The following is a 17,369-nucleotide window of genomic DNA, read 5'->3' on the forward strand; positions in this document are numbered from 1 at the left end:
AAATCCGGTTAAGGGGAAATTTTCTGCGCATGAGGGAACAGGTGGTTTCCGGAAGGCGATCGCGCCAGACTTTCGACCCGCCCCCCCAGCCTGACGCCCGCGCTGCCCCGCGCCGATGACCCAGAGACCCACGCACAGGCCCCACAGGACGCGACGGCGCAGCCGCTGACCCTTCGGCACAGCTTCGCGGCAGCGGCTACCTACGGCCTGCTGCTGACGTGTGCGGACAGGCCGCGCCTGAACCCCCGCTCGACCATGACCATGTTCGGCGGTACGCCGGTCAGGCGTGCCGCGACAAAGACCCAGGCCAGATACCAGCGGGCCCACCACGCGACGCGAATGGAAAGCTTGACAGTGATCTGTGCCATTTACGTCCGGTTCCTGTATCCCATGTCCTGCCGCGTCTTGACGTCGTGGCATCCGACCTTGCGACCGTGCGCATCTCGCGAGACGCACAGCACCTGCGAGTTCTCGTCGGTATCTGCGCCGTCATCGTTCAGGCTAACCTTGTGGTCCAGCTCGAAACCTTCGGGATACACGGTCAGCGCGCCGCAGTGGGCGCAATGTGGGTCAGCAGACCAGACACGCAACCGGCGTTCTTGCAGCTTGCGGCCCGTCATGCGCTTGGCGCTAGGCGTAGGCGCAGCGGCCAGCCTGGAACCGGCCATTGCAAGGCGCGGCTTGATTGTCGTGAGCTTCATGCCAATTCCCTATGTGATCTTTCCGGGTGCTATCTACTGCACACCGCCCGGCGGCGATGACCGAATCCCACACGCCATGCCCAGCGTGCGGCCCTCGATAGCGAGAGGGGAGTACGATAAGGGCCTGCGAAAACGGTTAAGACTCCCCGCCGCCCTTCAAACGCGTGATGCGGGTCATTTATCTGGTGAGTTGTAGAAGGGAGATCACCGCAATGCGTATCCTGATCGTGGACGACGCCACCGTATCTGCGGAGCTGACCGCCGAATGTTTGATGACGGAACCGGGTGTTTCGGTCCAGATTGCAGGCGACGGTGCAACTGCACTACGCACCATGGCCGAGTTCCAGCCCGACGCCGTTCTGCTCGATGTTGATCTGCCCGACGCGTCGGGTCTCGACCTTGCACCGCAGCTCAAGACAATGAACGAGGGCCGCGCCCCACGGATCATCATTTTCAGCGGCAGCGTGCGCAAATCTGCCCACCATTTTCTGCCGGACGGTGTTGACGCTTGGCTGACAAAACCCGCGCACCTGAGCACTCTACTCGAGTGCATTTTCAGAAAAGCGCGGTCTAAGAAGGATAAAGAGCGCGATTGACGGCGGGTTAATTTGTTTCAATTGAGACTTAGGTTATTAGCGGTAGCGCGCGTACTGTGAAGCGGTGGCATTTGCCACAACGACCCCCAGCACAAGCACAGTCCGATCACTATAAAAACTGCCGGACTCCCTCCGCTGCTGACACCCTGGAACCTGAATGCCTTTCCCCTTTATCAATCAACTCGTCACAAGTTTGCACCAAATAGCCGAGGGACGTTTTTCGCAGAAGGGCGCCGAACTACCGGTCCTAAAGCCATCCCGCACCGCTCAGTCCTTCGTATCGCCCGAGAATGCGACCATCGTGATTGAAGACCCTTGGACCCCAGACAACTATCACTATGCGGGTTAGTGCGCAGCTCAGCCAGTCGATGGCCACGGCGGAAGCGTACGAGGTGAGCACTACGGTTTGATCGGAGTCCGAGTCATGCCACTTGACCACACCAAAAGCACCACTGAGCTAGTCGCAGTGGACCCCAACGGGGTTACATACATAATCCAACGCCGCCACCGGGCAGCTCCCAACAACGATGGGGCCTGGGCGAATTACTACTACTGCTTGCGCGACGGTCAGCCCGTCACGTGGCTCGGTGACAATAATTACCGATTGCCCGACGGAACCGCCATCCTCGCGGTTGAATGCCGTCTGCCGGATCTCGCACCTTTAAATTGAAGCGCTTGGAGCCCAGAGCGGCTGAGGCTCGGGAGCCAGTAGCTCCCTGTGCTCACACGACGATGACGCCAGAAAGATGTGGAGTGGCCTACTGCTTTCGGCAGGCACACTACTTGCCCTTACCTCTGCCATCGTCCGCATCCGGGCGAAACCAGGGAGCAAGGGCATGAAGGAATCGTCAGAGGGCAAAATCTGCCGCGTAGTTCGTACTGATGTGGGCAGGCTTGCCGGCGCGCCGGGCGCCGTCGTAATGCGCGTCGAACACTTGCCCTTAGCGGATGTCCCGCCCGGCGGAAAACCGAACGTGACGGTTTTCATCTTGGACCAGGAACAAGCCTCGACACTGGACGAGCAGCTAATGGATTCCTTCGCTTTGACCGCCACACGCTCACAATAGCGCTTCTGGGCGCGGGCAACAAAAAACCCGCCGGCTTTCGCATGGCGGGTCTCGGTGTACGCACTTATCGAAAGTGACTAAACTGGGCGAACTTTAGCAGAGAAAATTCAACCCTGCAAGAGGTTCAGTCACACAGCCCCTTTGCCGACAGCAGGTCGGCTGCGTACTCCATCGCCAGCGCTTCAACACCCTTCTCCCCCGCGCCGCGCTCGCCCCCCTTCTGCTTGGTTGTCCGCGTGCCATAGAGCCACAGCTTGATCTTGCCGTTGTGGTTCGTGGCAGTTGCGGCGCTCACGTTTGCGCGTTCTGCCGCCTCCGTCAGCTTTATATCCTTGCCGAAATAGCGCGCGACGATGGCGTCTCGTAGGACTCTCGGCGTGGGGTGCGCCGACAGAGCATCGCACGCCGCGGCGTCGGAAATCTCGCGCACCGCTGCCAGCCAGTCATGCCGGTCTACGGTTCCTTGGCAGCACTTGCAGCGATCGGACCGGGGCGCGAAGCGCGCAACGAGAATTGCACGGTAGAGGCGGGGCAGCTTTTCCAGCGCGCGGAAGATATACGCCGCTTGCCCCGCGCCGTCGGTGCCGCCTAGCCCTTTACCGACCGGACCGCCCTGCGTCTCAGCCATACGCGCCATCATGGGTTTGTCGTACACCTGATCCGTATGGTTGTAGGCGAACGTCAGCGCCGCGTGGGCCGTTTTGAAAAGTCGGCTCTGCTGCTCTTCATAGGTCGCAGTCGAGGGGACGCGAGAAAGGGTCAAGGTAGTCATCAGATAATCCCCGGGGAATAAGTCACTTTCGCGGGCAGCATTTCCCGCATCCATTGCATAGCTGCGTCCCATCCCAGGGTGACGGTGTGCCGCCCCCGGACGGGAAAAATCTTGGGGTTCACGTCGTGCGCGTCGACCATCACCATTTCGCCGCGCGCCCCCGTCTGCCTGTAGATCAGTACCGGCACGCCAGCCAGCCCCGCCTGTTCCACGGCCTGGCGCCACCAAGCGGACAGGCACAGCACATTCGCGTGCTTGCATTCGATGCTGATCCCGGCAAAGGCTGGCTCATCGGCCACCACGTCACTGTCACCAGCTTGGTTGCGCACGCGACGGCGCCAGGTCGTTCCGGTCGCGTCGGTCAGCAGGTTGGCAACCTTGCGCTCAAAGGCCGCGCCCTTGTTCCGTTGCATCGCACTCATGCCGCGCCCCCGGCGTCGATCGGCGCGCCCACTGCGGCCTGTGCCATGCCCAGCACCGCCAGGGATGGCACCCGCCCGCCCTTCCGCTGTGCTTCGGCCAGGATGCGCTTTGCCCAGCGGCGGGGATCGCGACCAGAATCGTTCAGGATTGCGCTCGCGCCCATTGCCTTCAGGGCCTTCGCTGCCTCTTCGGGCGTGGCGTGCGTGGCGCCCGGAGCAGGCAACGCGACGGCCGGCGCGGGGATGGCAGCCCAATCGCTGCGGCTCAGTTCCTCCGAAAGCGCCCGCTCCCAGCGGGACTGCATGACCGAGTAACCGCAGTTCAGCAGGTCATGCGAACCGACACGCACAGCGGCCCAGTAAACCGCCGGATGGGTCCATTGCCCCGTTTCGCCACGGCGGCGCGCGGTCATCCCTGCAACGGCGTCGTGAAAGGCGTTCTCCGGGATCAGCCCCGGCCGGCACGCGCGGATGAATTCACCAACGGCGGGCGGCCAGTCGGGGAACATGCGGCGGCACGTGCGCAGCCCTTCGGCCACTTCCTGCGGCGTGACGCGGTCTTCGTCCAGTGCCTCGGCCCACGCAGTCTTCCAGTTTTCGAAGCTCTGCATGTCGGGGAAGTCCTTCAGCCAGCGCCCCCCGTACGTGCCAGAGAGGCGATTCCACAGGTGGTCGATCAGCGAAATGCCTTCCAGCTTCGCCAGCGGCACGGCCCAGCCGGTTCGCTCACTCGTCGATTGTGCGACCGTCGTCATAGTCGGCGCCTCCATGGGTGCGATTGCGGTTTACGTAGTCGGTCGGGTTGAACTTGCCGGGACGCTGCGCGCCCCCAGCTGCGGTGCCACTCGGGGCGAACAGGCCTTGCCAGCTTTTGCCGATGGCGTGTTCGATGACAGCCTCCGGCTTGTGGCCCTGCTCGCGGAAGTTCGCCAAGTCCCTGACCTGCTGCCGGGCGGCTTCCTCGGTCAACGGCTTGCGGAGTTGCACACGGTGCCGCACCCAGCGCCCCCACAGTTCCGCATCCAGCCACACCGGAAGTTCCACGGTCAGCGGGTCGAACCCCCGCGATCGCTTGCGCGCGCCTTTGGGTTTATTGATGGTTCCTTGATGGTTCAATGACGGTTCGGGTGCAGCAGGTTCACCCCGTGACGTCGTCAGATTCACCCCGTCATGTCGTGAGCTGCACCCCGTTGCGTCGTCAGATTCACCCCGTTCGTTACGGGGTGCAGGAGGTTCGCCCCGTCGTTGATCGGCGGAATGTTCCACGCGGGGTGAAGCAGGTGCGCCCCGTGACAGATCCATGTCGTAGCAAACCGGCCGTTGATCCGCGCGTCGGATGTAGGCCGCCACCAGGTCCTGATTGCCGCGCTGGATGATCTGCAAGGCCTCCAGCTCACGCAGCTTGTTCTGCACCGTGCGGCTCGACAGCCCGGTATCCTCGGCCAGCGTCGCCACAGAGGGAAATGCGCCCTCACCCTTCGGCCCGGCGTAGTTCGCCAGGCACAGCAATACGTGGCGCGCCGTGGGATCTTTCACGATCCTCTGCGCAAGCGCCCATGTCATGCCCTGAACGCTCATGACTGTTCTCCATACGAAAGTTGATACCCGCGCTCTGCCTCTTCGGGCCACTTGCCCATAGCGATGATTCGCAAGCGCGTAAGGCGCAAGCCGGGAATGAAATAGGTGAGCTTCTGGGCCAGCGGTGCTGGCGATTGGTCTATGAACCAGTGGCAAGGGCCGCAGCCGAACGCAATGGCCCAGTCGTGCGCCTTGATGCCCTTCCCCTTGCCGTCGCGCAGCAGGTTGGAATGGCAAGCCACAGTGGTATCGGTGTCGCCCTGGCAGTACCTGGGCACGCGCAGCAAGCATTCCTCGCCCTTGGCAAGGTCCAGCAGCGCCTGATTGCGGTAGACGGTCTTGGGCGGCTTCTTGCCCTTCTTGCGCGCCTTCATGGCGGCACGTGGCGGCGCCATCGGCGTTGCGCGCATCATCGGCGCTCCACGTTTCAGCGGCGTCTTCTGCTTGAGGGGTGATCTGCGCATCAGCGACATGCCGCCCCCGTCTGCTTCTTGACCCGCCACCAGGCCGGAAACTTCCATCCGTTCATGTGGCGCTTGACCAACCCGGCCCGCGCGGCGTCGAACAGGAACGAATCCACGGCGCAAGCAGCGGCCTCGGCCCTCGTCGTGCTGGACCAGGGATCGACGGCTTTCATGGCGGGCCGCACGATGCCGCGCAGCGCTTCCAGATCCACCCGGCCGCGCGTGTCGATGATGGCTTGTTTGACCTGTTCCACCGCCTCGGGCGGGACGCGGTAGCCGCGGAACATATGCAGGCAGTCAGCCATAGATGCCGCTCCACTTCACGAACGGCTTGCGCACCGCCTCATGGAACACACTGGCCGCCTGGGCGTTGTGGTCCAACTGGGCGCGGCTGGTGATCCCGCAGATGTCGCGGACGTACTGCGCCGCATGCTGGCTCGCCGACACGCCATCAGGGGCGGCGCCGATGCGGGACACAACCCACCGCTGGAACTTCGCGCCGTTGCACATCATTGCGGCCGCGCGCGACAGCGCCGCCCCCTTGCGCTCCGTGGACGGCACACGAGGCCGCACGGGTACACCGGATGTTCCTCGCTGCATCATTGCTCGGCCATCCCGCTAAGGCGGCGCGCCACGCCTGCGACCGCTTCCATCAGGGCGCGGCCGGCAGCATCCACGCGCTGCATTTCCTGCTCGTCAACGCCGCCATCAGCGAGGGCGTCATACACCTCATGACCGAACTTGCCATGCGCAATCATCAGCGCCGCGACCTGCTCCAGCACCGACATGTCGCTCTCGCCGCAAGACTCGGGCGCCTTGACCAGCAGATAGCCGTTGCCATGTGCGAAGGCCGCCAGGATGCGCACATCCCCCGTCATTCGCACAATGCGGTCGGCCTCGGCCAGCGTCAGGTGATGCGTGGTGTTGTTGGGGTTGACCTTGTTGCGCAGCACGGCAGGCGACATGCCGATGACCGCCCCCAGCGCCTCGCTGCCGCCCTTGTAGTCATGCACCGTCAAATCGGCCGCAGTGGTGATGTTCATATGTGAATTTCCTGAACGTATCTATTGCTGAGCAGCGGCCTTACGATGCGCTGCATGGAGAAACGAAATGCGCCCTACACGTCCAGCGGCCCAACCTGGATCCGATCGTCAGCTTCGGCTAGCTCGGCTTGATCGGGTGTGTCGGAGGGCGCTGGCTCCGCCGGTACGTTGAAGAACCACGCCGCCTCCTCCGCCGTGGGGCGGCGGGCCGCAAGGCGGGCTCCAAAAGTCATTGGAATTACGCTAGGCATGGGAGATCTCCCTGAGGGGCGGCGGCGAGAAGAGATCAGGCCGAAGCGCGCGAAGGTATTGCCTGCGGGCTTTCGGGATGCCCACTTTCCGCCACTGAGATACCGCCTGCGGCTCGCATTCACACACCTTCGCTAAGGCGACGGTTCCACCAAAGGCGTCAATAATTCTGTTGTCTGGGTGTCGATGGTCCATAAGGCGTATGGAACCATACTTACATCTGTTAAGGCAAGCATTCTTACACGCAAGTATGGAAGAATCCTTACATGAACACTTTCGGTGATCGGCTCAAATTCGCCTTGAAACTGCGTGGAGTAACCGCAGCCGCGTTGGCTCGCCACCTCGGCGTGGCGCCGCAGGCGATCTACCAGGTGCAGTCAGGAAAGTCAGGCGCGATGAACGCTTCGAACGCGGCCGCTGCCGCGGAATTCTTGCGCGTGCCTATTCGTTGGTTGACTGACGGGGAGGGGCCGGCCCCATCGGACGCTGCGTCGACGCCCCCCCACGTGCCAGCACCGGAAAGCGTGCAACAAAAGCCCTTTGACGCGAACGTCGTGCCCGCCCCTATTGGAAGCCGACGGATCCCATTGCTGAATTACGTGCAGGCTGGCGAGCTGACAGAAATCGGAGCGTCATTCTCTGGCGAAGCGATGGAGTACCTTTTGACCGACTTGCGCCTGTCGGACCATTCGTTTGCTCTTGAGATCCAGGGCGACTCAATGTCGCCGGAATTCCGCCCCGGTGACCGAATCATCGTAGACCGCGAAATCTGCCCTCGGCCAGGGGATTTTGTCGTCGCGCGCAATGGCGGGTTTGAGGCGACCTTCAAAAAGTATCGCCCCCGCGGCATAAGCCCAACGGGGGGCGATGTGTTCGAACTAGTCCCATTGAACGACGACTACCCTACCCTTTATAGCGATCGGCAGCCGCTCATTGTCATCGGGACCATGGTAGAACACCGGAAGTACTATCGCCGGTGAACGAGGAGCCGTGCGAATTAGAGTTCTGAACCGCAAAGCTGGAAGACCCTTTTCATGGCTTTATCTGCTCCGGTGATGGGTATCTCGGATTCAGTCACTGCGAACTCATAGCTGTACTGCTGGATCAGAAGACGCTCCCCTCCGACAAGGCTCCGCGCGAAAGCCTGCGCCTTGGCCTCGTCAAACTCCACAGCTCCATTCTTCACATACTCCCACTTGGCGTCTTGCTTCGGGTGCTTGTCCAGCCTATACACGAAGGGGCGTGTACGACCGCGCGTCTCCCCTTGGAAAGGGCCGTGAAACTGGATATAGACTCCGTGTCCAGCTTCGTCGCACTTCACAATCACGTACACGGGGCGCCCGTCGAGGCTTTTCGCGGCAGCAATCCCCCTCTTCGTGTCATCCATCTTGTTGACCATTTCGGTCACTTCCCACGCGCCGAACTTCTCTTTCACCTCGGCCCCATTTACTACGAACCCGATGCACAGGGCGCCGACGCCGGCGAGCACTTTAGCCTTCACTTCATCCTCCTTCATCTAAATATCTGGTACGACCTTGTAACAGATCGGAAGTCGGCTTTCAAAAGCGCTTGAGCTATCCGGAGCAGAAAACGCGCGCTCCGTCATGAAAGAATACTTGACACTCTCCCGGCTGAATGTAATCATGCTTCCATATCGCTCTTTAACAACCGAGGCCGCCCGCCCCCGAGAGGGAGGACGGACGAAACAGGACAACCAACTAGGCGCCAGCGCGCCCCCGGTCCCTGTGTGCTTGGGCTTCCGCGCCCCAGCAACGCCCAGCCGGGCGTGGCGACGATAACCCCGGCATGAATTCCGATTCCGCTGAAAAGCGGGTTTCGGCCAGCGCTGCGAGTCAGCGCTTACCGAAGCACTCCCCCATCCAGCGCATGCCCGCGCAAAGGAATCCCATGGAACTGAAAGTCAGTATCGACCTGGAAGCAGTTGTCGCCCAGGCAGTCGCTCCTGAAAAGCTCCAGCCCATTCTGGACAAGCACATCACCGAAGCAATCACCAGCGCCATCAGAGACGCAACAGGCTATCGCAGCAAGTTCAGAGAGGCCGTTGAAGCGCAGTTGGTCGAGGCGATGCCTCACGGGCTCCGTCTCGATGACGTGGCGAAGTTCCAGCATGTGCTGAACGCGGCGCTGCAATCTGCTGTACACGGGCAAAACTCAGAAGCTGTGTGCGCAGCCCTCGCCGAAGCAGCGAAAGCCGCCCTTCCGGAAGTGCCTCCCGTCGTCAAGATGTCGGAACTGATGACCGCCGCACGCGAAGGCATGCTGTATTCCGATGAGCGGAAGGCCTTTTACGCCCATTTCGAACAATCAAGTTCCGGTGGCGGCTGGCTGTACCTGGACGAAAACGAAAAGCCCGGCAAGGGCTACGGCCTTGACGGTGGGAAGTACAGCGCGAAGTACCACCTCGCGTTTCAAAAGGACGGCAGCGTCTATGCCTTGCGACTCGGCGAGCAACAGATCACACCAGCGAGCCGGCCGGACGTCATCAGCTATTTCGACGCAATGCTCATGTCGATGTACGTCGGCCGCACCCGCCTGGAACTGGACATGTCCCCCGATGATGTGGAGTCGGCAGCTTCCGAGCAGTACGACGACTGATCCCGAACCCGAGGAAACGACCATGATCGACCTGAAGCCCTTCTGCGGGCGCGACGATCCCCGCGAGTTCTTGAATCATCCGTGGCAGGAAGATGGCGCGACGTATGCGTCCAATGGCCATATCGGGATTCAAGTTGACGTAGTTCAGCCCGATGCCCCCGCAGTCAGCGCGACGATGGCGGGCCGGATTCAAAAGCTGCTCGCGGAAGCCCGCGCCAACACCATCCCGCTCGATATCAAATTCCCCGACGTAGCGCCGAAACCTTGCCCGCGCTGTGAGGGCAGAGGATTCGTGATTGCAGTCGAATGCGATGAGTGCGAGGGCGATGGATGGTTTGAGCATGGGTCGCACAACTACGACTGCAAGGAGTGCAACGCCTCGGGTGAGATTGTGCAGCCTGCGGGCCGGGCCGATCCGAAGGCCGAAGAATGCTGGTCCTGCGACGGGAACGGCACCGTCAGCACCCATGTGCATCTACACGCGAACGGGATCACGTACGGCTTTCAAGAGAAGTACCTGCGCCGAATCGCGACGTTGCCCGCCGTTCGCTTGTTCGTAAGCTCCGACAACTCGGCAGCCGCCCGGTTTGACTTTGAGGGCGGCAGCGGCGTGCTAATGCCGGTTCGGGTCTGACAGCTCCGGCTCATGCCCCGCGTGCGGGGTATCGGCAGGCGCTGTTGCCTGGACACCATGGAGGCACCATGTTCGGCGGTAACGATCCCGAAAACACCATCTTCAATCCGAAGCGCAGGCGAGGCCTCGGCCCCGGCTAGACCGCATCGCGTCAATCCCTGAGTTCACGGGCGCAGAGAGCCGGGCGATATCGGCGTGGGTCAAAAGTTGCCCAATGGCTGGAGGAGCACCCACCATCTTTACGCCAGGAGACGGCGCCAAAAGTACAAGCGGCAGTACCTAACCTGCGCCGGGTAAGAGCGCAGGACCATCAAGCAAGACGCCCGACGGCGCCAAACGGTCTTGGAAAGGGTTCATGCCCCCGACCCAGTTTGCGGGCGTCTCCCTTGATGGTGAATGCCATCAACCACCCCACACCCAATCCACGGAGCAATGCCATGCTCGAAGCACTCGTACGCTTCATCGAAGAACTGATCGACGTCTTCAATTTTGGTAGTTCGATCAACAAGTAGTTCTGGGTCGGCCAAAGTCAAAGGGCCGAATCCCTTGTTTCAAAGGATTCGGCCCCACTTGCTAGGTGCCAGCACGCTTGCCTTAGGGCAAGCCAGCCAGTTCTTAAATCGGTTTGATCATTGTCGCCTGAGGACCTTTCTGTCCTTGGCCGGCGACGAACGACACACGCTGGTTCTCTTCGAGAGATTTGTGCCCGCTGCCCTGAATCTCAGAGTAGTGAGCGAAGAGGTCCTTTCCGCCCAGCTCCGGCATGATAAAGCCGAAGCCCTTGTCGTTGTTGAACCACTTCACAATACCAGTTTCAATCTTCAATGTAAGTCCTAGATTTTCCAGGGAAAAGTATCCCTGCACCCACTATGGGTGATTGACGGCCACAAAGATATCGCCGTTTCAAAATGACACATACGCGGACGGGGGCATGGATAGCGATTCGCCCCCCCCGCGCGCCTACTGTCCCGCGCACACAGCTGACCACCGCGCAACTCTGCGCAGACCCCCATGACCATGACTGAAACCCTCGCCTGGGGCCTGGGCCTGCTCGCGTTCGCGCGGCTGGTACTGGCGCCCCTCGGCGACTACCTCTCCCGCCGCTATGTCGCGGCAGACCCCTGGAACCCGACATGAACACCATCAGCGCAAGCGCGCCGCCGGTGCGCCACCGTCACCCCATCACGATCAAGCAGGCGGCCCGCAAGCTGGGCGCCCTGATCGCTCCCCGCGACCACGCCGGCAAGGGCAACTGGAACGACGACGCGGATATCCCGCTGTGGGCATGGCCCGCCAGCCTGGCGCTGGCCGCGTTCTTTTTCTTCTTCCCGCAGATCCTGGGCTGGCTGCTGCGGAGCTTCCTATGAACGGCATCCAGTTCATCGTTCGGGACAGCAGCGGCTGGACGCCGCAAATCGCGCCCCCGCAGAGTCGCCTCGTATGGAAAGACCCCACGCCCAAACCGCTATCTCGTCGGGAAGTGGCGTTCATCCGCAAGGCGCAAGGCTCGCTGCCAAGCAGCGACCTGGCGGCATGCTTCGGCGTCAGCACCCAGGCCATCCGAAACATCTGGAAGCGCCGCACCCACACCGGCAAACGGCCCGGCCCTCCGAAAAAGAAAGCCAGCGCGCCAGCAACACGCCTCAAACCCAGCAAAGGAGTTAATCACCCATGTGGTTCAGAAATCTGAAGGTCTACCGGTTGTCCGCCCCTCTCGCGGACTACGCGGAAATGCTGCAGGCGGGCCTGAAGCGCCACGCGTTCGAGTCCGGCAACAACCTTGAAATGCAGTCCATCGGATGGATAGCGCCACGCGAAGGCGGCGAACTTGCCCATCCCGTGGCAGGCCGATTCCTGCTCAGCCTGCGCGCTGAGAAGAAGCTGTTGCCCGGCACCGTGATCAACCAAGTAGCCAAGGCCCGCGCCCAGGAAATCGAAGAGCAGCAAGGCTACAAGCCGGGCCGCAAGCAGATGAAGGAAATCAAGGAACGCGCCATGGATGAACTCCTGCCGCGCGCCTTCAGCATCTACCGTGATACCCGCGTGTGGATCGATCCGGTGGGCCGCTGGCTGGTGATCGACACCGCCTCATCGGCCAAGGCAGACGAAGTGATCGGCCTGCTGGCGAAGACGGTCGATCCCTTCCCGCTGGAAAACCTGTACGTCGCGCAGTCGCCCGCCTCCGCCATGACGGGTTGGCTGGCCGAGGACGAAGCGCCCAGCAACTTCACCATCGACCAGGACACCGAGCTGCGCTCGTCCGGGCTGAGCGGCGCGGCCGTCCGCTACGTCAAGCATTCGATTGACGCTGACGACGTGCGCCGGCACATCCAGTCCGGCAAGCAATGCACCCGCCTCGCCATGACCTGGGCCGACCGCATTTCGTTCGTTCTGACCGAAAGCCTCGATATCCGCCGTGTCTCGCCACTGGACGTGCTGAAGGAAGGCGCGGACTACTCGCAGAACGATGACGAGAAGTTCGACTCGGACATGGTTCTCATGACGGGCGAACTCGCCAAAATGCTTGCCGAGCTGGTGGAAGCGCTCGGCGGCGAGAAGAAATTCTGATTCCTGGAGACCCCATGACCGAATCCACCGCCCCCGTTTCCTTCCGGCAGAAAATCCTCTCCAAGGAAATCAAGCGCGCCCACGCCATGCAAGCCCGCTATGAGGATCTGCACGTCGAACCCGGCTTCAACCTGCGCACCCCTCTCGATCTGCTGGATGGAGAGGAACGCGAGCGCGCTGAGGCCGACGACGAAGCCCTGTATCAGCACATAATGGCGGGCGGCAAGATTCCGCCGCTCGAAGTCCGCCCCCGGCCCGAGGGTGGCGTGTGGCTGGTGGACGGCCACCGCCGCCATGCGCAGATCGGCCGCGCGATTGCCGCCGGCGCACCGCTGCAGGATGAGGACGGCGTCGTCTGGATCGACGTCACGGCCTTCGTCGGCAACGATGCCGACCGCACCGCCCGCGTCATCAGCAGCGCGCAGGGCCGGCACCTGACACCGCTGGAAACCGCCTTCGGCTACGCCAAGCTGGCCGGGTTCAAGTGGGATAACGAGCGCATCAGCCGCCTGGAACAGGTATCGCCCCAATGGGTCGCCAAGATAATCGCGCTGGCCCACGCCAACAGCGATGTTCATGCCCTCGTGCGGTCCGGCGCGGTCAAGGCGTCCACCGCCATCGAGGCCGTTGCGAAGCATGGAGAGGGTGCCGGCGCATTCCTGCAAGGCGAGTTTGAAAAGGCCAAGGCGTCCGGCAAATCCCGGGTGACGCCCAGCACCATCCACGGCCGCGCCCTGCCCCGCAAGGTCGTATCCCCACTCATCAGCGGTGTGGACACGTTCATGCAGGGCCTGGACGCCAACCAACGCGCGACCCTCTTGGACATTCAGGAAGGCCGCGTAGCCGCCGAAACCATCACCATCCCCGCCGCCGCCCTGCTCGATCTGTTCCAGGCCCACGGTGCCGTTGAAACCGTCCGCGCCAAGCAGGCGGAAAAGCAACGCCGTCAGGCCGAGGCCGCGGCAACAGCCAACCAGGCCGAAATCCCCACCGCAGAGGATGCCCACGCATGAACGCCCCCCAAAACCTCGATGAACTGGACGACGTTGACCTGGCCGCGCTGTCCACCCGTGTTCTGCACGACATGGTCGCAAAGATGACCCCGGAAGAGCGCCAGCGTTATCGCGACGCCCTCGACGCCGCAGACGCTCCTCTCCGCAATCTCTTGGGCGCCGCCCTAGGTGTGCCCGAGACCGCGCCAGCCGCCCCCGGCCAGAAGTGCGCTATCTGCCGCGGCGCGTTCTCCGGAATGTCCTGGGACACGCTCTGCCCTTCCTGCTGGGAAGAAAAGGTCAGGAACGAAACCGCCGTCCGCCGCGCGCAGACTTCTGGCGCCGGACTTGCGCCCACCGACCGCAATGAAGCGTTTGAAGCCGTGCGGAAGAAGCTGTGCGCCCTGCCCCGGTACAGCTTCTTGATCGGTCCGCACGGCGGCGTAAAGAGATACGAGAACTGTCCGGGCGATTGGATTGAATTCGACGCTGCGCACGAACTGTTCGATCCCGAAGCAGTCGACGCCGCCATTTCGTCCTCGCGGCAGGGAGACGCAGCGTGAGCATCTTCTATGCGCGTGTCTGGCCGAATGCTGCCCTGGATAGCCGAAATATGGCCCCGGACTTTGTTCAACGGTCATCTGCCGATGATATTGACGAGGAAGAAGCGGAAGCCTGCGCCGAAGACTACTTTCGCAACCATGACGGCTTTGAGGCCAACTGGCCTTTGACTTTCGCTCTTTTCGACGGCATCGCTGGTCGAGAGATTGGACGATGGGAAGTTGCTCTCGAGTACGAGCCTTCGTTTACCGCCGCCCAGGTCCCGCAGAGCAAAGGGGGTGCGGCATGACAAACGGCCTCGATGTCCTCAACGAGTTCACGAAGGAAGAAATCATCGCCTTCGTGCGTGAAAAGGGGTTCTTCCTGCGCATCAGTCGCAGAGATCTGCTTTACATCCGCTGGAAGACTGCTAGCGAGAAGCTGATGGCCGACGTTGACGCGGAGCTTGCCCGTTGGAATGCGGAAAAGCCCGATTTCAAAAAGCGGGATGCCTTGGCTATCCAATGCAATGCCAGCAAAGACATCCACGAAAGGCTTCGTCTACTGCGCGAGATCGAACCATACGACAGGGCTCTGCAAGATCACATTTCGCGCACGCGGAAGCTGGACGCCCGGCAGAAGACCGTTGACCGCATGTATCGCGACATCGAAAGGGAGGCAGCATGACCAACCAGAACAACGCCGCCCAGTCGGCAATGCAGGAAACCGTGCTCACGGACCTGGAAATTCAAGAGGCCCTGGGCGCCATCTTCGTGGCCTCGCACCCCTATGGCCGCCGCGACGTACTGAGCCAGTGGGAATGGGAAAAAGCGGCAGCGCGCGCCATCGAATCCGCCCTGCTGTCCAAGCTGCGCGCCACTGTAGCCGATGAGCGGGACGAGCCGACCGCGCCGGACGATGACGCGATAGCGGAATGCTGGGTCAGCGCCAGCGATATCGACGGCATCGAATACGACGGTCCATCGTTTGAACGCGGCTATCGCCCCGCCCTGACAAGCGCCCCTGTAGCTGGGGAGGCGGTCTACACGCTTAGGGTTAGGGGGGCTATCCAAGCCTGGACGCCGACCACCGCCGCATTCTCCATTCCGGACGGCGAGCATCAGCTTTTCCTCAGTCCCGCCGCGCCCCCGGCCAGTCAGGCGGTGCGCATCCTGTTTCCCACGCACCTGCGCAAGATGTGGTCGGGCGGCGAGGTGCAAGCCTGGCTGGACGACCATCAGGGCGTGACCGCCCCCGAGCCCAGCGCCAAGGGCAGCTTGGACCGCTACCGGAAGTGGCAAGCGGAACAGGCCAGCGAGGCGCAATGCTCCTGCCCCAGCGGCGACGGCTCCCTGCGTTGGCCGTGCGCCAAGCATCGAACGCACTCCGAAAATGACTCATAAAAGATGCCGGAGCGACTTTTATGCTTCATAAGTTGTGCAATTGGATCAATTCAAGCGGACCGGCGACGGCGCTTGTTGGAGTGTGATTTATGACACCGATGGTGCACATCGAACCCGTATACGTCGACCTAGCTACTGCGGCCATGATTACTACGTTGGCAGAATCGACTATTCAGGCCATGGTCACTCGCGAAGAGTTTCCCGCGCCGCGCGAGCTCTCCGGGCGGCGCGTCGGGTATCTCTACGCAGAAATCTTGGAATGGGCAAAGAGCCGGCCGCGTTCCACAATGCTGCCACCTGCCAATACCGGCGCTCGGAAGCCGCGAGCCGGTCGGCCCGACAGCGCAGGCGTCTAACCGTGAGTCCGGGCCAACTCTTCCAAGTATTCCGACAGGCGCTGAAGCCAAATTCGGCGCTCCTTGTCGTAAGAGTGCCGGTTGTAGACTCCCTCCACGCCGGGCAGCATGTGCCCGAGAATGACCTCACCCACCTCCCGCGGACAACCGAGCGACGCCAAGAACGTGCGCGACGTGCGTCGCAAGTCATGAGGCGCCCAGTGGGTCACCTTCAAACGCGCTCTCACTCGCTGGGGCGTGGTTTCACTGTAGGGCTGATGGTAGTAGACGCGCGTCTGGACCGACTTTTGCTCCCAGTGGCCTGACTTGCCATATGAGGGAAACAAATACCCGGCCGGATAGACATCCAAACGGCGCCGCACTATTTGCTCGGCACGGCCAACCAACGGCACCCGAAAATCCGTCGCCTCAGCTCGCTTCACGTTCTTCGTCTTTTCCTTCGGTACGGTCCACCACAACCCATCAGCCTCTTCCGAGACTTCCTCAGCCTCAATTGATCCGATCTCGGCACCTCTGGCGCAAGTCCAGAGATACATCGTCAAGAAGTCATCCACGTCACGGGAAAAATTGGCGAGCCAAGGTATCAGCTCCCCCGCTTCCTTCGGTGACAGGACCCGCTTCTTGACGCCCCCCTTCTTGCCGTTGATCGCCTTCCCTTTCGATTTCAGCTTCCCGCGCAGAATTGCGCGCCACCAATTCGGCACGTTCTCCGCCAGCTTCCCTGCGTCATGACAATAGTCCCACGCCGCCCCCAGTTCACGGCGCAGGATCTGCGCTTGCACGGGGATGTGGGCGAACGATTCGATGAGCGCAAACGCATCCGCACGAGTTACCGTCTCTGCGGGCTTGCTCGCAAGGTCCCCCAGCATGGTTCGAAACGTGCGCTCGATTTCGATCTGGCCCTTCTCAGCCCGATGTTGCTTGATGTGGCCGGCGACGTAGATGTCGCAGGCGTCCGCTACCGTCAAAACGCCTTTAGCCTTCTCTTTGGCTGCAGCAGCGGCAACCTTCACCGCCTGGCGCTCTCGCTTGGCCTCCACTGCCACGTCTATCCCCGCGTCGCGTTTTTGCCGGAGGACTTCCCATTCCACGACCGCAGCAGCGATCGACATGGCTGGCCAGCGCCCCAACTTCTTCTGACGCATATTGCCGCTCACCGGGCTCTTGTACCGGTAGATCCATGTTCGTGCGGTGGCGGTTGCTTCAAGCCGCAACCCGGGATAGCCATCAATGGTAAGGTGTCGGCCTGGCTCAAGCAGCTTAGCGGCGCGCGCGTCGAATTGCATGAAGGGAAGGATCCTCTGGCGTAGGTTTTTCGAGAATCCTAAACGAAGCGGCGTAACTTCTCAATTCGACCCCGCCAAAAGC

Annotated in this window: 28 protein-coding genes; 15 read left to right on the plus strand and 13 right to left on the minus strand. The window is 61.8% G+C overall.

Features of this window, described 5'->3' with window-relative positions; all coding sequences use genetic code 11:
* Positions 1-200: 200 nt before the first annotated feature.
* Entirely contained in the window at positions 201-368 is a 168-nt protein-coding gene (locus B3446_RS21905; protein ID WP_191578592.1) for a hypothetical protein, read from the minus strand.
* Positions 369-701 (minus strand): HNH endonuclease signature motif containing protein, encoded by a 333-nt coding sequence (locus B3446_RS21910; RefSeq protein WP_191578593.1) that lies wholly within the window; start codon positions 699-701, stop codon positions 369-371.
* A 212-nt stretch (positions 702-913) separates the two neighbouring features.
* Between B3446_RS21910 and B3446_RS21915 the strand changes: the two genes are divergently transcribed.
* Together B3446_RS21915 and B3446_RS21920 are read left to right on the plus strand one after the other, a co-directional pair.
* Positions 914-1,297: a response regulator gene (locus B3446_RS21915; protein WP_291384981.1), complete on the plus strand. Its 384-nt coding sequence runs from the start codon at positions 914-916 to the stop codon at positions 1,295-1,297.
* 836 nt (positions 1,298-2,133) lie between these two features.
* Entirely contained in the window at positions 2,134-2,364 is a 231-nt protein-coding gene (locus tag B3446_RS21920; protein ID WP_224776926.1) for a hypothetical protein, read from the plus strand.
* Positions 2,365-2,488: 124 nt separating this feature from the next.
* On the opposite strand, the gene B3446_RS21925 is transcribed toward B3446_RS21920, so the two are convergent.
* The 8 genes from B3446_RS21925 to B3446_RS21960 are packed head-to-tail and all read right to left on the minus strand — an operon-like array spanning position 2,489 to position 6,643.
* Positions 2,489-3,136 (minus strand): hypothetical protein, encoded by a 648-nt coding sequence (locus B3446_RS21925; RefSeq protein ID WP_191578595.1) that lies wholly within the window; start codon positions 3,134-3,136, stop codon positions 2,489-2,491.
* Positions 3,136-3,558: a putative PDDEXK endonuclease gene (locus tag B3446_RS21930; protein ID WP_224776927.1), complete on the minus strand. Its 423-nt coding sequence runs from the start codon at positions 3,556-3,558 to the stop codon at positions 3,136-3,138. The genes B3446_RS21925 and B3446_RS21930 overlap by 1 nt, the downstream gene beginning before the upstream one ends.
* The gene (locus B3446_RS21935; RefSeq protein ID WP_291384984.1) at positions 3,555-4,313 is read right to left on the minus strand and encodes a replication protein P; all 759 of its coding nucleotides are present in this window, start codon (positions 4,311-4,313) and stop codon (positions 3,555-3,557) included. Before B3446_RS21935 ends, B3446_RS21930 begins: the two co-directional genes overlap by 4 nt.
* The gene (locus B3446_RS21940; RefSeq protein WP_191578597.1) at positions 4,285-5,136 is read right to left on the minus strand and encodes a helix-turn-helix domain-containing protein; all 852 of its coding nucleotides are present in this window, start codon (positions 5,134-5,136) and stop codon (positions 4,285-4,287) included. The genes B3446_RS21935 and B3446_RS21940 overlap by 29 nt, the downstream gene beginning before the upstream one ends.
* The gene (locus B3446_RS21945) at positions 5,133-5,609 is read right to left on the minus strand and encodes a nuclease domain-containing protein (RefSeq protein WP_191578598.1); all 477 of its coding nucleotides are present in this window, start codon (positions 5,607-5,609) and stop codon (positions 5,133-5,135) included. Before B3446_RS21945 ends, B3446_RS21940 begins: the two co-directional genes overlap by 4 nt.
* On the minus strand, positions 5,600-5,905 hold the full coding sequence (locus tag B3446_RS21950; RefSeq protein ID WP_175137421.1) for a hypothetical protein: 306 nt from the start codon (positions 5,903-5,905) through the stop codon (positions 5,600-5,602). Before B3446_RS21950 ends, B3446_RS21945 begins: the two co-directional genes overlap by 10 nt.
* Positions 5,898-6,173 carry a hypothetical protein gene (locus B3446_RS21955; RefSeq protein ID WP_191578599.1) on the minus strand — a complete coding sequence of 92 codons (276 nt, stop codon included), beginning with the start codon at positions 6,171-6,173 and terminating at the stop codon, positions 5,898-5,900. Before B3446_RS21955 ends, B3446_RS21950 begins: the two co-directional genes overlap by 8 nt.
* A gap of 26 nt (positions 6,174-6,199) precedes the next feature.
* Complete coding sequence (locus B3446_RS21960) at positions 6,200-6,643, minus strand: phage regulatory CII family protein (RefSeq protein WP_191578600.1); 444 nt, start codon at positions 6,641-6,643, stop codon at positions 6,200-6,202.
* Positions 6,644-7,158: 515 nt separating this feature from the next.
* Between B3446_RS21960 and B3446_RS21965 the strand changes: the two genes are divergently transcribed.
* Positions 7,159-7,872: a S24 family peptidase gene (locus B3446_RS21965; RefSeq protein ID WP_291384987.1), complete on the plus strand. Its 714-nt coding sequence runs from the start codon at positions 7,159-7,161 to the stop codon at positions 7,870-7,872.
* Positions 7,873-7,889: 17 nt separating this feature from the next.
* Here B3446_RS21965 and B3446_RS21970 read toward each other — a convergent pair whose 3' ends face one another.
* Complete coding sequence (locus tag B3446_RS21970; RefSeq protein WP_291384988.1) at positions 7,890-8,408, minus strand: hypothetical protein; 519 nt, start codon at positions 8,406-8,408, stop codon at positions 7,890-7,892.
* Positions 8,409-8,698: 290 nt separating this feature from the next.
* Between B3446_RS21970 and B3446_RS21975 the strand changes: the two genes are divergently transcribed.
* Entirely contained in the window at positions 8,699-9,508 is an 810-nt protein-coding gene (locus B3446_RS21975) for a hypothetical protein (RefSeq protein WP_291384990.1), read from the plus strand.
* Between the two features lie 22 nt (positions 9,509-9,530).
* On the plus strand, positions 9,531-10,142 hold the full coding sequence (locus tag B3446_RS21980; RefSeq protein WP_291384992.1) for a hypothetical protein: 612 nt from the start codon (positions 9,531-9,533) through the stop codon (positions 10,140-10,142).
* Between the two features lie 615 nt (positions 10,143-10,757).
* Here the strand turns inward: B3446_RS21980 and B3446_RS21985 are convergent.
* Entirely contained in the window at positions 10,758-10,967 is a 210-nt protein-coding gene (locus B3446_RS21985; protein ID WP_056323411.1) for a cold-shock protein, read from the minus strand.
* Positions 10,968-11,153: 186 nt separating this feature from the next.
* Here B3446_RS21985 and B3446_RS21990 point away from each other — a divergent pair, with 186 nt between their 5' ends.
* The 10 genes from B3446_RS21990 to B3446_RS22035 all read left to right on the plus strand — a co-directional run bounded on the left by B3446_RS21990 (position 11,154) and on the right by B3446_RS22035 (position 16,001).
* Positions 11,154-11,279, plus strand: coding sequence for a hypothetical protein (locus B3446_RS21990; RefSeq protein ID WP_263597381.1), 126 nt, complete (start codon positions 11,154-11,156; stop codon positions 11,277-11,279).
* A complete protein-coding gene (locus B3446_RS21995) occupies positions 11,276-11,509 on the plus strand; it encodes a hypothetical protein (RefSeq protein WP_291384997.1) in 234 nt (77 codons plus the stop codon). Before B3446_RS21990 ends, B3446_RS21995 begins: the two co-directional genes overlap by 4 nt.
* Positions 11,506-11,832 carry a hypothetical protein gene (locus B3446_RS22000; protein WP_291384999.1) on the plus strand — a complete coding sequence of 109 codons (327 nt, stop codon included), beginning with the start codon at positions 11,506-11,508 and terminating at the stop codon, positions 11,830-11,832. Before B3446_RS21995 ends, B3446_RS22000 begins: the two co-directional genes overlap by 4 nt.
* Positions 11,814-12,710, plus strand: coding sequence for a recombination-associated protein RdgC (locus tag B3446_RS22005; protein WP_291385001.1), 897 nt, complete (start codon positions 11,814-11,816; stop codon positions 12,708-12,710). Before B3446_RS22000 ends, B3446_RS22005 begins: the two co-directional genes overlap by 19 nt.
* Positions 12,711-12,724: 14 nt before the next feature.
* Positions 12,725-13,723, plus strand: a complete 999-nt coding sequence (locus B3446_RS22010; protein WP_291385003.1) for a ParB/RepB/Spo0J family partition protein — start codon at positions 12,725-12,727, stop codon at positions 13,721-13,723.
* Entirely contained in the window at positions 13,720-14,265 is a 546-nt protein-coding gene (locus B3446_RS22015) for a hypothetical protein (protein ID WP_291385005.1), read from the plus strand. The genes B3446_RS22010 and B3446_RS22015 overlap by 4 nt, the downstream gene beginning before the upstream one ends.
* Complete coding sequence (locus tag B3446_RS22020; protein WP_291385007.1) at positions 14,262-14,552, plus strand: hypothetical protein; 291 nt, start codon at positions 14,262-14,264, stop codon at positions 14,550-14,552. The genes B3446_RS22015 and B3446_RS22020 overlap by 4 nt, the downstream gene beginning before the upstream one ends.
* Positions 14,549-14,929 carry a hypothetical protein gene (locus tag B3446_RS22025; RefSeq protein ID WP_291385009.1) on the plus strand — a complete coding sequence of 127 codons (381 nt, stop codon included), beginning with the start codon at positions 14,549-14,551 and terminating at the stop codon, positions 14,927-14,929. Before B3446_RS22020 ends, B3446_RS22025 begins: the two co-directional genes overlap by 4 nt.
* Entirely contained in the window at positions 14,926-15,645 is a 720-nt protein-coding gene (locus tag B3446_RS22030; RefSeq protein ID WP_291385011.1) for a hypothetical protein, read from the plus strand. Before B3446_RS22025 ends, B3446_RS22030 begins: the two co-directional genes overlap by 4 nt.
* A 143-nt stretch (positions 15,646-15,788) precedes the next feature.
* Positions 15,789-16,001 (plus strand): helix-turn-helix transcriptional regulator, encoded by a 213-nt coding sequence (locus B3446_RS22035; protein WP_291385049.1) that lies wholly within the window; start codon positions 15,789-15,791, stop codon positions 15,999-16,001.
* Here the strand turns inward: B3446_RS22035 and B3446_RS22040 are convergent.
* Complete coding sequence (locus tag B3446_RS22040) at positions 15,998-17,287, minus strand: tyrosine-type recombinase/integrase (protein ID WP_291385013.1); 1,290 nt, start codon at positions 17,285-17,287, stop codon at positions 15,998-16,000. The genes B3446_RS22035 and B3446_RS22040 overlap by 4 nt on opposite strands.
* Positions 17,288-17,369 lie beyond the last annotated feature (82 nt).

This window comes from Achromobacter sp. UBA5777, assembly GCF_002418565.1.
Lineage (GTDB): Bacteria > Pseudomonadota > Gammaproteobacteria > Burkholderiales > Burkholderiaceae_B > Achromobacter > Achromobacter animicus.

What these genes read in the sequence shown, in the direction of transcription:
- B3446_RS21970 (WP_291384988.1), bottom strand. Translation starts at nt 8,408, where the DNA reads ATGAAGGAGGATGAAGTGAAGGCTAAAGTGCTCGCCGGCGTCGGCGCC.
- B3446_RS21905 (WP_191578592.1), bottom strand. Translation starts at nt 368, where the DNA reads ATGGCACAGATCACTGTCAAGCTTTCCATTCGCGTCGCGTGGTGGGCC.
- B3446_RS21925 (WP_191578595.1), bottom strand. Translation starts at nt 3,136, where the DNA reads ATGACTACCTTGACCCTTTCTCGCGTCCCCTCGACTGCGACCTATGAA.
- B3446_RS21910 (WP_191578593.1), bottom strand. Translation starts at nt 701, where the DNA reads ATGAAGCTCACGACAATCAAGCCGCGCCTTGCAATGGCCGGTTCCAGG.
- B3446_RS21935 (WP_291384984.1), bottom strand. Translation starts at nt 4,313, where the DNA reads ATGACGACGGTCGCACAATCGACGAGTGAGCGAACCGGCTGGGCCGTG.
- B3446_RS22000 (WP_291384999.1), top strand. Translation starts at nt 11,506, where the DNA reads ATGAACGGCATCCAGTTCATCGTTCGGGACAGCAGCGGCTGGACGCCG.
- B3446_RS22005 (WP_291385001.1), top strand. Translation starts at nt 11,814, where the DNA reads ATGTGGTTCAGAAATCTGAAGGTCTACCGGTTGTCCGCCCCTCTCGCG.
- B3446_RS21940 (WP_191578597.1), bottom strand. Translation starts at nt 5,136, where the DNA reads ATGAGCGTTCAGGGCATGACATGGGCGCTTGCGCAGAGGATCGTGAAA.
- B3446_RS22030 (WP_291385011.1), top strand. Translation starts at nt 14,926, where the DNA reads ATGACCAACCAGAACAACGCCGCCCAGTCGGCAATGCAGGAAACCGTG.
- B3446_RS22015 (WP_291385005.1), top strand. Translation starts at nt 13,720, where the DNA reads ATGAACGCCCCCCAAAACCTCGATGAACTGGACGACGTTGACCTGGCC.
- B3446_RS21930 (WP_224776927.1), bottom strand. Translation starts at nt 3,558, where the DNA reads ATGAGTGCGATGCAACGGAACAAGGGCGCGGCCTTTGAGCGCAAGGTT.
- B3446_RS21995 (WP_291384997.1), top strand. Translation starts at nt 11,276, where the DNA reads ATGAACACCATCAGCGCAAGCGCGCCGCCGGTGCGCCACCGTCACCCC.
- B3446_RS21920 (WP_224776926.1), top strand. Translation starts at nt 2,134, where the DNA reads ATGAAGGAATCGTCAGAGGGCAAAATCTGCCGCGTAGTTCGTACTGAT.
- B3446_RS21990 (WP_263597381.1), top strand. Translation starts at nt 11,154, where the DNA reads ATGACCATGACTGAAACCCTCGCCTGGGGCCTGGGCCTGCTCGCGTTC.
- B3446_RS22025 (WP_291385009.1), top strand. Translation starts at nt 14,549, where the DNA reads ATGACAAACGGCCTCGATGTCCTCAACGAGTTCACGAAGGAAGAAATC.
- B3446_RS21960 (WP_191578600.1), bottom strand. Translation starts at nt 6,643, where the DNA reads ATGAACATCACCACTGCGGCCGATTTGACGGTGCATGACTACAAGGGC.
- B3446_RS21950 (WP_175137421.1), bottom strand. Translation starts at nt 5,905, where the DNA reads ATGGCTGACTGCCTGCATATGTTCCGCGGCTACCGCGTCCCGCCCGAG.
- B3446_RS21915 (WP_291384981.1), top strand. Translation starts at nt 914, where the DNA reads ATGCGTATCCTGATCGTGGACGACGCCACCGTATCTGCGGAGCTGACC.
- B3446_RS21965 (WP_291384987.1), top strand. Translation starts at nt 7,159, where the DNA reads ATGAACACTTTCGGTGATCGGCTCAAATTCGCCTTGAAACTGCGTGGA.
- B3446_RS21975 (WP_291384990.1), top strand. Translation starts at nt 8,699, where the DNA reads ATGAATTCCGATTCCGCTGAAAAGCGGGTTTCGGCCAGCGCTGCGAGT.
- B3446_RS22035 (WP_291385049.1), top strand. Translation starts at nt 15,789, where the DNA reads ATGATTACTACGTTGGCAGAATCGACTATTCAGGCCATGGTCACTCGC.
- B3446_RS22010 (WP_291385003.1), top strand. Translation starts at nt 12,725, where the DNA reads ATGACCGAATCCACCGCCCCCGTTTCCTTCCGGCAGAAAATCCTCTCC.
- B3446_RS21945 (WP_191578598.1), bottom strand. Translation starts at nt 5,609, where the DNA reads ATGTCGCTGATGCGCAGATCACCCCTCAAGCAGAAGACGCCGCTGAAA.
- B3446_RS21980 (WP_291384992.1), top strand. Translation starts at nt 9,531, where the DNA reads ATGATCGACCTGAAGCCCTTCTGCGGGCGCGACGATCCCCGCGAGTTC.
- B3446_RS22040 (WP_291385013.1), bottom strand. Translation starts at nt 17,287, where the DNA reads ATGCAATTCGACGCGCGCGCCGCTAAGCTGCTTGAGCCAGGCCGACAC.